12 protein-coding genes are annotated in these 13,385 nt (G+C 49.0%); 2 read left to right on the plus strand and 10 right to left on the minus strand.

Going from position 1 to position 13,385, the window contains the following annotated elements; genetic code table 11:
- Positions 1 to 79: 79 nt before the first annotated feature.
- From MKZ32_RS00445 to tkt, 10 genes are all read right to left on the minus strand, one after another.
- Positions 80 to 1,699: an MFS transporter gene (locus tag MKZ32_RS00445; protein WP_239795452.1), complete on the minus strand. Its 1,620-nt coding sequence runs from the start codon at positions 1,697 to 1,699 to the stop codon at positions 80 to 82.
- Between the two features lie 373 nt (positions 1,700 to 2,072).
- Positions 2,073 to 2,483: a DoxX family protein gene (locus MKZ32_RS00450; RefSeq protein ID WP_239795453.1), complete on the minus strand. Its 411-nt coding sequence runs from the start codon at positions 2,481 to 2,483 to the stop codon at positions 2,073 to 2,075.
- Between the two features lie 73 nt (positions 2,484 to 2,556).
- Positions 2,557 to 3,180, minus strand: a complete 624-nt coding sequence (wrbA, locus tag MKZ32_RS00455; RefSeq protein ID WP_320412252.1) for an NAD(P)H:quinone oxidoreductase — start codon at positions 3,178 to 3,180, stop codon at positions 2,557 to 2,559.
- A 211-nt stretch (positions 3,181 to 3,391) separates the two neighbouring features.
- Positions 3,392 to 4,201 carry a polyphosphate kinase 2 gene (gene ppk2, locus MKZ32_RS00460; RefSeq protein ID WP_239795454.1) on the minus strand — a complete coding sequence of 270 codons (810 nt, stop codon included), beginning with the start codon at positions 4,199 to 4,201 and terminating at the stop codon, positions 3,392 to 3,394.
- A 129-nt stretch (positions 4,202 to 4,330) separates the two neighbouring features.
- Positions 4,331 to 4,669, minus strand: coding sequence for a hypothetical protein (locus tag MKZ32_RS00465; protein WP_239795455.1), 339 nt, complete (start codon positions 4,667 to 4,669; stop codon positions 4,331 to 4,333).
- Positions 4,670 to 4,957: 288 nt separating this feature from the next.
- Positions 4,958 to 6,022, minus strand: coding sequence for a class II fructose-bisphosphate aldolase (gene fba, locus MKZ32_RS00470; protein WP_239795456.1), 1,065 nt, complete (start codon positions 6,020 to 6,022; stop codon positions 4,958 to 4,960).
- Positions 6,023 to 6,111: 89 nt separating this feature from the next.
- Entirely contained in the window at positions 6,112 to 7,551 is a 1,440-nt protein-coding gene (gene pyk, locus MKZ32_RS00475) for a pyruvate kinase (protein ID WP_239795457.1), read from the minus strand.
- Between the two features lie 26 nt (positions 7,552 to 7,577).
- Positions 7,578 to 8,762 carry a phosphoglycerate kinase gene (locus MKZ32_RS00480; protein WP_239795458.1) on the minus strand — a complete coding sequence of 395 codons (1,185 nt, stop codon included), beginning with the start codon at positions 8,760 to 8,762 and terminating at the stop codon, positions 7,578 to 7,580.
- Between the two features lie 81 nt (positions 8,763 to 8,843).
- On the minus strand, positions 8,844 to 9,842 hold the full coding sequence (gap, locus tag MKZ32_RS00485; protein WP_239795459.1) for a type I glyceraldehyde-3-phosphate dehydrogenase: 999 nt from the start codon (positions 9,840 to 9,842) through the stop codon (positions 8,844 to 8,846).
- Between the two features lie 360 nt (positions 9,843 to 10,202).
- The gene (gene tkt / locus MKZ32_RS00490; RefSeq protein ID WP_239795460.1) at positions 10,203 to 12,218 is read right to left on the minus strand and encodes a transketolase; all 2,016 of its coding nucleotides are present in this window, start codon (positions 12,216 to 12,218) and stop codon (positions 10,203 to 10,205) included.
- 432 nt (positions 12,219 to 12,650) lie between these two features.
- Here tkt and MKZ32_RS00495 point away from each other — a divergent pair, with 432 nt between their 5' ends.
- Positions 12,651 to 12,914, plus strand: coding sequence for an AbrB/MazE/SpoVT family DNA-binding domain-containing protein (locus tag MKZ32_RS00495; RefSeq protein ID WP_239795461.1), 264 nt, complete (start codon positions 12,651 to 12,653; stop codon positions 12,912 to 12,914).
- A gap of 1 nt (position 12,915) precedes the next feature.
- Positions 12,916 to 13,329 (plus strand): putative toxin-antitoxin system toxin component, PIN family, encoded by a 414-nt coding sequence (locus MKZ32_RS00500; RefSeq protein ID WP_239795462.1) that lies wholly within the window; start codon positions 12,916 to 12,918, stop codon positions 13,327 to 13,329.
- Positions 13,330 to 13,385: the final 56 nt, after the last annotated feature.

Below are 13,385 nucleotides of genomic sequence, written 5' to 3' on the forward strand. Positions count from 1 at the left end.
TAACAGAGCATGTTTCTGGTATTTATAGATTCGGCACATGATGAAGATTTAATTGTTACCCAATCCAGTTCGGATTTAATTATGTGCGTTGCCCTCCTTTAGCTCTTCCTGCAACCAAGTGAGTCACCTTGGGAGGATCACTGCCAAGATGGAATGCCCGTGTTTTTTCGATGACATCACTATCTGCAAACGTTACCCTTTCATGCTGGCGCAAATGTTCAATCCATGATTCGACCATGAAGCATTCCACTATACGATCCGGGTCATCAATATCTTTGAACAACTCCCACATGAACGCGCCATCCCGTCGCCGGATCCTGCGCATTTGGTGGTGCATGATGCTGGTGAATTCATCGGCTCTTGCCGGATCAATGTGGTATTCCACCGTCACCATTACCGGCCCCCTATCGATTTCAAGGTCCTCAGTCATCGTCGGTGTCGGCCAGTAGATCGACGGTGAAAGATCAGCCATGTCATGCTGCCCGATCCGGTATCGCCATGTTACTGCAATGCCGGCCACGGCTCCAATGGCTGCCGCGGTAAGCGCGTAAGGAATGCCAACCCATGAAGATATCTGTCCCCAAAGTGCGCTGCCTGCAGCCATGCCGCCCATGAAGACAACCCAGAAGAGCGCTAATCCTCGCGCTCGCACCCAACTTGGGAGGGCGGTCTGGGTGGCCGTCATTAATGGCGATACCACGCTGATCCAGGCAACTCCCATAATAAGCATTGCCACTCCGGCCGTATACACATTCCCGCTATGAGCAAGAGCCAGCATGGCGATTGAGTAAAGTCCGGTAGCGCCCGCCACAATCTGGTCACGCGTTATACGGACATGAACATGGGGTAACAACAAAGCGCCGGCAATAGCACCGACACCCATGCATGCCAGGAACAGTCCATAAGTGCCCGGACCACTCTTCAGTTCTTGTCGAACAATCAGAGGTAGCAATGCCCAAGAGGCGCTTGCGAACACAAAAAAGGCGGCTCCTCTTGTAAGAACAGCACGCAACTCCGGAGAATGGCGCGCATAACGCAAGCCGGCGCGAATTGCTCCGAAGACGCGTTCGGCTGGCAGCTCACTTACCGTTGGCGTGCGCTGCCAGCTCTTCAGGGCTGCAATGACGGCAAGGAATGAAATAGCATTCAGGATGAAGACCATTCCAGGCCCGGCGGTGGCAACGATCAATCCAGCAAGTGCCGGGCCAATTGATCGGGATATATTCATCCCAATGGTGTTCAAGCTGATGGCTGATTGAAGTTCAGCTCGCAGAACCAGTTCCGGCGTAATCGCTCCCCATGCCGGCATCATCATTGCCGTACCTATGCCGAGAGCGAACGTAAAGACCAGCAGAATTGGGGCTGTCGTTATTCCTGAAAGTGTTAATGCGCCAAGAGTTGCAGCAGCGATCATCATCCAAACCTGTGAAATGATTAGATAACGCCGTCGATCGATAATATCGGCAAGAGCACCCGCTGGCAATGCTAGCAGGAACACTGGGGCAGTCGTGGCCGCTTGGACCAGTGCTACCATCAAAGGGCTGGCGGTGAGCGAGGTCATGAGCCAGCCTGCACCGACCTCATGCATCCAGGAACCAATATTTGAAGCAATCGAAGCGATCCACAGCATCCGGAATACTTTGTGATGCAGTGGTGCCCAAGGGGATGCGGATGAGTTCTTAAGGATGTCGGTGGACACGATTATTCCGCGTTATGCACTATTCAACGCTGTAGGAATTAACAACAAGTGATAGTCGCATGAACGGAGCCGATTGTTGAAGATGAATTCGTGCCTTTGCAGAAAATGGATTACTAAACTGGTATTGGTGCCGACTTTAGTAACGTTTCAGGTTAAAGGCTGGTGGTGTTCACCACAAAGTTGGCTGGCGATGGGGGCCATTCAGAAAGCCCAATGGTAATAGCCAAGCACATTCCAGAAAGCGATTCTAATCGCTTCTGCCTCAACAACCGTTTACTGAATGTGCATTCATGCGCGTGGCTATGAATTACGCAGCTATGAGTGTAGCTAGGTAGGATGCTGGAGGAGTCCGTGAATATTTTTTTTAATGCAATTAAGCTCTAGTAGTGTTACGACTTAAGCTAAAAGGCCCGCTGCCGTGTACGACAACATAGAGTAAGCCGCCCATCATGGAAATATTCTTCATGAAGTTGATCATCTGATTTTGTGCTTCGTTGGGCGGCACAGCCCAGAAATTATGGAAGAACAGCGCAGCCATTGCGGTGAATACAAATATCGCGGCGGCGGCCCAACGTGCATTCCAGCCGATGATCAGCATGATACCTCCACCCAATTCAACGAAGATGGCGCCAATGGCAAGCAATTCCGGCATTGGCAGTCCCTTGCTGGCTATATACCCTACCGTCCCTTCAAAGCCGGTTATTTTACCAAAGCCCGACATAACAAAGATAAATGCCATCAAAATACGGCCCACTAATGGGCCAAAGCTGTTCAATGCATTCATAGTTGAAATCCTTTTTTGGAGTAGTTAGAAAGTTATATTGAGATACGCCTGCTAGCTGTTCAAGATCTGGCATTTATGCAGCTATTTTTAGCTGCCTGGTAATTTCAGCGACATGTCGGCCTTGAAAACGTGCAATCGCAAGTTCGTTTTCGCTCGGTTGCCGTGCGCCATCACCACCAGTGATCGTTGATGCGCCGTAAGGACTGCCGCCAGTGATTTCACTAATGGTCATTTGTCGCTGCTCAGAATAGGGCACACCGACGATCACCATGCCTTGGTGTAGCAGCGTGGTATGAAAACTGAGGATCGTTGACTCCTGACCGCCATGTTGGGTGGCCGAACTGGTAAAAACGCTGCCTACCTTGCCAATTAGTGCGCCCTTCATCCACAGTCCTCCAGTTTGATCAAGAAAGTTGCGCATCTGGGCGCACATATTACCGAAGCGCGTGGGCGTGCCAAAAATGATGGCATCGGCCTCAGCCAACTGCTCAGGTTTGGCGGTGGGTATCTGTGCAAACGATGCACGCGCAGTTTTGGCGTGCGTTTTTAATGCATCGTCAGGCATCAGTTCCGGCACCTGCCATAGAGTTGCCTCAACATCCGATATCTCGCGTACACCAGCCATGATAGCTTCCGCCATCTGATATATATGTCCGTGTGAACTGTAAAAGATTACCTGTACCTTGGTTGTCATCATGTACCTCTGTAGTGGTGAATAGATTCATATCGACATGGAATGTCGCCAAAAACACAGGTAAAGATTATCTTAAGTTAAGTCTCTCGTATGTGCGGTGACGCACGGACTGATGAGGGCGAATCGTGAGGCTTGCCTGAAAAAAGGCTACAGATTGAACGCTAAGCTAAACGGCGAGGATAATCATTAAGGGGCGATGTTCATAAATCTTCGGCTACGGCTCCAGCACGTCATTTTTGAGATATGTAGCGTCATAAGTTAATACGATCCGTGGATCCGGCAGAACCAGTTTGTCATCCTTATCCGCGTAATCAAGGCGATTGAGCATATCCTTAATAACATTAAGTCGTGTCAGATACTTATCGTTGGCACGAACTATTGTCCATGGAGCTATTGTGTTGTGTGAGCGAGCCAACATTTCGTTGCGCGCCAAGCTGTATGGCTTCCATTTTTTGATTGCCTGGTCGTCAAGCGCGCTGACTTTCCATTGGGTGAGCGGGTCTGTCATGCGCTCATTTAAACGTTTCTTCTGCTCAGGTTTGCTAATGTCGAGGTAGTACTTAAAAAGCTTAATACCTGAACGGACCAACATATGTTCGAACTCTGATACTGAATCCATAAATTCCTCATGCTCAGCGTCAGTACAAAAGCCCATTACCCGCTCGACACCGGCGCGATTGTACCAACTGCGGTTAAACAGCACGAGCTCTTGAGCTGCCGGCAGATAGGGAACATAACGCTGAAAGTACCACACTGTTTGATCTCGGTCCGAAGGTTTGCCAAGTGCTACGATGCGTGTTTCACGCGGACTTAAATGCTGGACGATGCGCTTGATTGTGCCATCTTTTCCAGATGCATCCCGCCCTTCAAAAATGATTAGAATTTTGTCATTGCATTTAATGAAGTGCCGTTGTAGTTTGACCAGCTCAACCTGAAGAGCATGGAGCATCTTTCGGTATTCATGCTTGCTGATTTGTGCAGTTGTTTTAGTGGGTTGATTGAGATCGTTTTTTTTATTCATCATATATTCACCAAAAAATATGTCGATTTCTGCCATATAAAACTAAACTTATACCCATGCTTCACGAAGTAGCCTGCTATTAGTAATCATCACATGATTGATGTAATCAGTTATTTTGAATAATTTCCAGTTCTAGACATTTTCATCGATATGCTCTGTTATATCTGTTTTTCTTTGTTTGTGGTGTCGTCGGTCTACCTTTGAGCGAAGCTCTTTCAGGAGAGGCTGAATTTTGATACGACGGCAGATTGTTCGGCGTTCACCAAGATGGGTCTCTGCATTTCGCCTCTCGAGTGGCTTAATCAGGTTGTGCTGATGTTCAGATCGTGTCGATGGCCGAAACACCAGTGACGGCTGGGTGCGCTCTGGGGCGGGCTTAACTGGTTTAATTTCAGTTAACTTTGTTACTTCATTGATATCTTCTAACCCTTTTACAGACGGAGGAAGGGGAAGGTTGTGTATATATTGCATGATGTTTTAAGTATTCTGAATTTCATACTTGCAGGAATTTCAATGTTACCAGCTTCGCATTCTTTCCTCTAATGCACAAATACTGGCGTAAACAATCTTCCCATTTTGGAATTGAACGGCGGGATCTTTTAGGATGGGAGTTAATAAATTTGCGGGAGGGTAGGAGTATTTAACGGGAACTGGAAAAATTTATAATTTGCTGTGTTAGCTACGGGTGCTTACTTTTAATTCTCGGGATAAGAAAAAAGCGGTTTGAAAACCGCTTTTTTTAATTGTGCTTACATTGAATTATTTGACGATGGCTTTTAGCTCACCTTTGGTGTATCTGATGGCCATCGCATCCAGTGATAATGCTTTGATTTTCGAAGCTTGGCCAGCAGAACCGAAGGCTTCATAACGTGCCTTGCAAATTTCTTTCATGGCTATGGTCGATTCCGCCAAGAATTTACGTGGATCAAAATTTTTGGGGTTTTGTGCCAAGTGACGACGCACCGCGCCAGTAGATGCCATGCGCAGGTCTGTGTCGATGTTAACTTTTCGCACGCCGTGTTTTATACCCTCGACTATCTCCGAAACTGGCACGCCGTAGGTTTCCCCCATGTCGCCGCCAAATTGGTCAATGATCTTCAACCATTCTTGTGGCACAGAAGAAGAGCCATGCATTACCAAGTGAGTATTGGGAATACGGGCGTGGATCGCCTTGATACGCTTAATATCCAAAGTGTCGCCTGTGGGTGGGCGGGTGAATTTGTATGCGCCGTGCGAGGTGCCGATGGCTATCGCCAGTGCATCTACACCAGTCTTCCGGACAAAGTCGGCTGCTTCTTCTGGATCGGTTAGTAGTTGCGAATGGTCTAGTTTGCCTTCTGCGCCTTGTCCATCTTCTTGTTCGCCCATGCCGGTTTCAAGTGAGCCCAAGCAGCCTAGCTCACCTTCAACGGATACGCCGACCGCGTGGGAAAGATCAACAACTTTACTTGTTACTTCAACGTTGTATTCGTAAGAGGATGGAGTCTTGGCATCTTCTTTCAAAGAACCATCCATCATTACGCTGGAGAATCCGGAACGAATGGCGTTTATACATACAGCCGGGGAGGCTCCGTGATCTTGGTGCATGACTACTGGAATATGCGGATAAGTTTCTACAGCAGCGAGAATCAGGTGACGTAAGAATGCTTCGCCTGCATATTTTCGAGCGCCCGCTGAGCCTTGCATAATCACTGGGCTGTTGGTTTCATCCGCTGCCTCCATGATTGCCTTGACTTGTTCCAAATTATTGACGTTGAATGCGGGCAGGCCGTATCCGTTCTCGGCTGCATGATCCAGCAGCTGGCGTAATGAAACAAGAGCCATTTTTTTCTCCTAGCAAATTTAAAGTTATCAAACAAAATCAAAAATAAAATCTGGCCGTGTACGGGAAAACGCGGCCGTGCTTCAACTCCTCAGTGCTTATGGTGATCGCCTACCCGGACAATTTTCATGGTATTGGTATAGCCAGCCTTGCCCACGGCTTCACCTATAGTCATTACAATCATGTCACCTTCTTGTACTAATCCCAAACGTACCAGTTCGTCCTCCGCTGCGCGCAACTCTACTGAAGGAAGTTTTGAGGTAGTGTTAAACGCAATCGGATGCACTCCGCTGAATAGAGTTACTTTACTCAAGGTTGACTCAGTTGGCGTTAACGCAAAGATCGGCACCCTTGCATTCATGCGGGACATCCACAGAGGAGTTGAACCAGACTGGGTCAGTGCCACAATCGCTTTGATCGTAAAGTGAGAAGCTGCATATAGCGCAGACATGGCGATAGCCTGATCGATACGTGCAAATTTAGATTGTAACAGACGGTGATTGGTGGCGAGATCTTCCATCTCACTTTCCGCATTAATACAGATGCGTACCATGGATTTGATGGTTTCAATGGGATAGTCGCCCACCGCAGTTTCTGCCGACAGCATTACCGCATCGGTACCGTCCAGCACTGCATTTGCCACGTCCGATACTTCCGCACGAGTGGGAATCGGGTTAGTGATCATGGATTCCATCATTTGCGTGGCAGTGATAACCAATTTGTTTTTGGCGCGTGCCATACGGATCATGCGTTTTTGCAAACCTGGCACGGCTGCATCACCCACTTCCACGGAAAGATCGCCGCGGGCCACCATAATAGCGTCGGATGCATCAATAATTTCGTCCAGTACGGCAATGGCTTCAGCACGCTCAATTTTAGCCATTAATAAGCTTTTGCCGCCAGCCGCATGCATCAATTTGCGCGCCAATTTCATGTCATTCGCTGAGCGCGGGAAGGAAATCGCCAGATAGTCCGCTTTAATCAAGGCTGCGGTCTTAATGTCCTCCTTGTCCTTGTCGGTAAGCGCGGGCGCAGTCAAACCGCCGCCCTTGCGATTGATGCCTTTGTTGTTGGACAGCACACCGCCGCATACAACTTTGCAGATAATTTGCGCGCCCTTAACTTCGGTTACATCGAATTCCAGCATGCCGTCATTCAGCAACAGCACCGAACCTTTGCTGACATCCTTAGGTAAGTTCTTGTAGTCGAGACCAACTCGTTCCTGATTGCCCAGGCCTGTCCATTCCGCATCCAGGATAAAAGTATCTCCTTGCTTGAGAATGATCTTGTCGTTTTCAAGTTTTCCCACACGAATTTTTGGGCCTTGCAGGTCAGCAAGAATTCCTATAATACGGCCACAAGCAGCCGCTGCAGCGCGCACTTTCTCAACACGCGCCACGTGGTCCTGCGCTGTGCCATGGGAAAAGTTCATGCGCACCACATCCACGCCAGCAAGTATCATTTGCTCCAGCACTTTCTGGTCGCTGGAGGCTGGTCCCAAGGTGGCAACAATTTTGGTTCTGCGTAACATAAATTTCTCGTCTTATTTACTTCGCTTTACTTCGCAGCACGTTGCTCAAGAATTTCCACCGCTGGCAATTTTTTGCCTTCGAGGAATTCTAGAAATGCCCCGCCGCCCGTGGAAATATAGCTTACTCGATCGCTGATCTTGTATTTGGCAATCGCCGCCAGCGTATCCCCACCGCCGGCGATAGAAAATGCGGGGCTTTCCGCGATCGCCATGCCTAGCGTTTTGGTGCCAGCGCCAAACTGGTCAAATTCAAATACGCCTACCGGGCCATTCCACACGATGGTTGCGGCGTTCTTCAGATAGGATGCATAAGTCTGGGCAGTTTCGGGTCCAATATCAAAAATCATATCATCATCGGTGATATCAGCCACTTTCTTAACCACGGCAGGCTCATTGGCATCGAACTTTTTGCCCACGACCACATCGGTAGGTACCGGAATCGATCCGCCCTTGGTCTTGGCGGCTTGTATTAAACGCTGGGCTTCGGCTACAAGATCGGGTTCATATAGCGATTTACCGACGTTATAACCAGCTGCTTTAATGAAAGTATTGGCAATGCCGCCACCGACGATCAATTGATCCACGATGTGCGACAACGATTCCAATACGGTTAACTTGGATGAAACCTTAGAACCGCCGACGATGGCGATCAGCGGGTGAGCCGGGCTTTTCAATGCCTTGCCCAATGCCTCCAGTTCTGCTGCCAGTAGTGGGCCCGCGCATGCCACTGGTGCATACTTCGCCACACCGTGGGTGGAAGCCTGCGCGCGATGTGCGGTACCGAATGCATCCATTGCATAGATGTCGCACAGCTTAGCCATTTTTTGGGACAGCTCGTCGTTGTTTTTGCCTTCACCTTTATTGAAGCGCACGTTCTCAAATAGTACGACTTCGCCATCGGCGATGGTGAAGCCGCCGTCCAGCCAATCTTTAATTACCCGTATCTCTTTACCCAACAAGTCGGACAAACGCTTGGCTACAGGTTTTAGGGAATCGGCTTCGGAATATATACCTTCTTCAGGACGACCGAGGTGGGACATTAACATTACTTTGGCGCCTGCTTTCACGGCATGCTGGATGGTAGGCATGCTTGCCCGGATGCGAGTATCGTCGGTTATGGTACCGTCATCAGTTTGGGGAACATTCAAGTCTTCGCGGATCAGCAGACGTTTGCCCCTGAGATCCAAATCAGTCATTTTGATTACGGACAATTCTTTCTCCAATTAAGCATTCGAGGTGAAACGTAAGAAAAATACAAAAAGGTGAGAGAGTTCCTCACCTTGCGTGCATGTTTATTTAGCGATGACGCGAACCATCTCCAGAACCTTGCTGGAGTAGCCCCATTCGTTATCGTACCAAGAGACGACCTTAACAAAGGTGCCATCCAGAGACATACCAGCCTCTGCATCGAAAACAGAAGTGCAACTCTCGCCCCGGAAGTCGGTAGAAACCACTTTTTCGCCCGTATAGCCCAGTATCCCCTTCATTGAACCCTCGGATGCGGTCTTCATGGCGGCGCAGATTTCGGCGTAGGTCGCAGCCTTGTCCAGTTCCACGGTGAGGTCAACCACGGATACGTCAGAGGTGGGTACACGGAAAGCCATGCCGGTGAGTTTTTTATTCAGTTCGGGAATAACCACGCCCACGGCCTTGGCCGCACCAGTCGAAGACGGAATGATGTTTTCGAGAATGCCGCGACCACCACGCCAATCCTTGTTAGAAGGGCTATCCACGGTCTTCTGGGTGGCGGTGGCGGCGTGTATGGTGGTCATGAGTCCGCGCTTGATGCCCCAGGTGTCGTTTAGCACCTTGGCCACAGGGGCGAGGCAATTTGTAGTGCAGGAAGCGTTGGAGATAATCGTTTGGTTAGCATAGGTTTTGTCATTCACGCCGTACACAAACATGGGCGTGTCATCCTTGGACGGGGCAGACATGATGACTTTCTTGGCGCCAGCGGCAATGTGTTTTTCACAGGTTTCCTTAGTGAGGAAGAGACCGGTGGACTCGATGACTATATCAGCGCCCACTTCATTCCATTTCAGTTCGGCGGGATCTTTGATGGCAGTCAGGCGGATCTTGTGACCGTTGACGACCAAGGTATTGCCTTCAATGGAAATGCTGCCATCAAAGCGGCCATGCACGGAGTCGTAGCTCAACATGTAAGCCAAGTAGTCGGGTTCAAGCAGGTCGTTAATGCCTACGATCTCGATGTCCTTGAAATTTTTAACCGCTGCGCGGAACACCATACGGCCAATTCGACCAAACCCATTGATACCAACTTTGATTGTCATGTTTCTCTCCTGGTTTTATAACTAAAATTGTAATTCAGACAAATTTCTTCAGACTGTTCTGATGTTGTAGCTCAGCTAATCAAATATTTAAACTTTCAGCATCTTCACATGCTCTGCCACAAATAACCGGACGACAGGATAACCTTGAAGCGTGTCGCCAATCCTACCGCTGCAACGCTAAGTGCCCACTTCGACGGAAGGGAGCAGTATGCGAGCCTCGATGTTTGCACTAGCTACTACAGTTGCAACACTGAGACTGACTTGATATGGCCTTACGATGATCATCACAGCAAGGTTATGCGGACACTTTTTGCCTCTTCAAGCAAAGCTCATAGAGTCCGCTGTATCGCTACCAGAAATTTAAAGTATGCTTTTCATGGCTTTCACCACATTTTCAATGGTAAAGCCGAAGTGTTTGAACAATTCACCTGCCGGAGCAGATTCGCCAAAGGTATCCATGCCAATTACCGCACCGTCCAAACCAACATATTTGTACCAAAAACCTGTCACGCCAGCTTCGACAGCTACGCGTTTACTGCCCTTTGGTAACACGCTGTCCCTGTATGCCTGATCTTGACGATCAAATACATTCGTTGAAGGCATGGAAACTACTCGTACATTAATGCCGTCTTGGGCCAAGGCTTTTTGTGCATCCATGGCCAGACCCACCTCGGAGCCTGTCGCGATAATGAGCGCTTGTGGCTTGCCATTGGCGGCTTCCGATAACACATAACCACCCTTGCGGATGTTGGCGATTTGATCCGCATCGCGTTTTTGGAATGCCAAATTCTGGCGGCTGAAGATAAGGCTGCTCGGGCCAGTTTTGCGCTCAACCGCTGCAACCCATGACACGGCAGATTCCACCGTATCACAAGGACGCCAAACATCCATATTTGGAATATAGCGTAGCGTGGTGGTTTGTTCCACTGGCTGATGAGTTGGACCGTCTTCGCCTAGGCCGATGGAGTCATGCGTGTATACGAAAATCACGCGCTGTTTCATCAGCGCAGCCATGCGCAGTGCATTGCGTGCATATTCTGAGAACATCAGGAAAGTGCCGCCAAATGGTAGCAAACCGCCATGCAACGCTACGCCATTCATAATGGCTGACATGCCGAATTCGCGAACTCCGTAACTAATATAGTTACCTGTCGTTTTTCCATGAACGTGCTTGGCGCCCGTCCAATTGGTTAGGTTCGAACCGGTCAGATCCGCCGAGCCGCCAAGAAATTCAGGTAGTGCCGGCACTAGACCGTTAATCGCGTTCTGCGATGCCTTGCGCGAGGCAATGGTTTCTGCCTTTTCATTGGTCTTGGCGATCAAGTCCGCAGCATGCTGTGCCCAGTCTGCTGGCAAATCACCCTTCATTCGCCGCTCAAACTCAGCCGCTTCCTGGGGGAAAATCTTGCGGTATTCTGCAAATTTATTGTCCCACAATTTTTCCAAACCCTCACCCTTGGTACGCGCATTCCACGCTTGATAAACGTGTGCTGGAATTTCGAACGGCGGGTATTTCCAGCCTATGTATTCGCGCGTAGCAGCGATTTCCGCATCGCCCAATGCAGCGCCATGCACGTCATGCGTGCCAGCCTTATTGGGGGAGCCCGCGCCGATGATGGTTTTGCAGCAAATCAGTGTAGGCTTGTCGGTAACTTCTTTGGCAGCCTTGATGGCATCATCAATTGCTTCGGGATCATGGCCTTCCACATTGGCGATTACATGCCAACCATAAGACTCAAAGCGTTTGGCCGTATCGTCGGTAAACCAGGCTTCAACATGTCCATCAATCGAAATGCCGTTGTCGTCCCAGAAGGCAATCAACTTGCCGAGCCCCCAGGTACCGGCCAGTGCACAGGATTCATGCGAAATGCCTTCCATCATGCAGCCGTCGCCGAGGAAAACATAAGTATGGTGGTTAACGATTTCGTGGCCGGGCCGATTAAATTCATTTGCCAGCATTTTTTCCGCTAGGGCAAAACCTACCGCATTGGTAATGCCTTGACCCAGCGGGCCAGTAGTGGTTTCGACGCCAGCGGTGTAGCCATATTCTGGATGCCCTGGAGTCTGGGAGTGTAGCTGGCGGAAGCGCTTCAACTCATCAATCGGCAAGTCGTAGCCAGTCAAATGCAGCAGGGCATAAATCAGCATCGAGCCATGGCCGTTGGAAAACACGAAACGGTCACGATCGGCCCACTTAGGGTTAGCCGGGTTGTGGCGCAGATGGTGAATCCACAGTGCTTCGGCGATTTCTGCCATGCCCATGGGGGCGCCAGGATGGCCAGAGTTTGCTTTCTGAACTGCATCCATCGCCAAAGCGCGGATCGCTCCAGTTGTGTCATTAAACTTGGGGGGGTGTACCTTACGCGCCGCAGCCATCTTTCACTAACCTCCTGAACATCTCTTAAAGAATAAATAAATTATTTTTGTAACAAACCAATTAGTAATTATGCCGCACTGCCCTGTTTAGGGCAACAGGAGAAAAATAGTTATCAATTTAATAAATCTAATACAATAACTTGTATATAATTTTCACTGGCGGGATCGTAATTTTACATCAAGTCATTCGCTCCTCTTTTGAACTGAATTCCTCCGGGCAACCGTTTGAAACTCACCTGCCGCACTGGTCAGCCTGCGCGTTACTCGCACGAACTCCTAACGATTATCTGACGTCCAGATAAACGCAGCACACCTTTTGGGAAAAGCTACACATCTTTAATGACAGTAAGGCCGGTAAAGCCCGTCTGTTCCTTATTGGGCAATGGTTTAAGCTTGCGTACCTCGGTTTTCTCAAGTACAATTTTGCTGTAATTGCCTTACTTACTTTTGCTTGCCGCTGAGGTAGCTACCATGCACGTCAAGATAACTCCAAACGACCAGATCACGTCTCCAGATCAAAGCGCTGCCCAAGTGGAGGCTGCTGGATACGTCGATGAAGTTGATAGTAGTGCCATCGTTGTGACACCAGTTTTAGCTCAAAGCGTCGAAGCCGTACGTGATAAATTGATTGCATCGGGGATTTCCGAAAAAGATGTAGCAGACGCCTGTGCTTGGGCACGTCGGCCCAAAGAATAACATGCGCGTTGTTCTCGATACCAATGTAATACTCTCTGCATTGTTGTTCGCCAACGGGAATTTGGCGTGGTTGAGAAAGGCTTGGCAGGCGAAGTCTATCCGTCCAGTGATCAGTAACGCAACAAAGGAAGATTTATTCGATTCATTGGATTATCCTAAATTTAATTTGTCAATCGCTGAGCAGGATTTGTTGCTGGAAGATTTTTTTCCATACTGTGAAACAGCGTCCATATCCAACTGGATGCCATCGCACGGCATATTTAGCCAAGTATTTTTGGCCGTGGCACACAAAGCCAAGGTAGATGCACTGGTAACCGTTGAAAAGGATTTACTCGCATTGCGAGGAAGTTTTACCCCCTCCATCTTTACCGTTGAGGAATTGCGTAAACGTTTGCAAGAAGAACGTCTCGCGTAACTACTCCGCTCAATTTCTGCTAAAAAATAGACAACTTGTCCTAATTTGCGGCAAAC

This window comes from Candidatus Nitrotoga arctica, assembly GCF_918378365.1.
Taxonomy (GTDB): domain Bacteria; phylum Pseudomonadota; class Gammaproteobacteria; order Burkholderiales; family Gallionellaceae; genus Nitrotoga; species Nitrotoga arctica.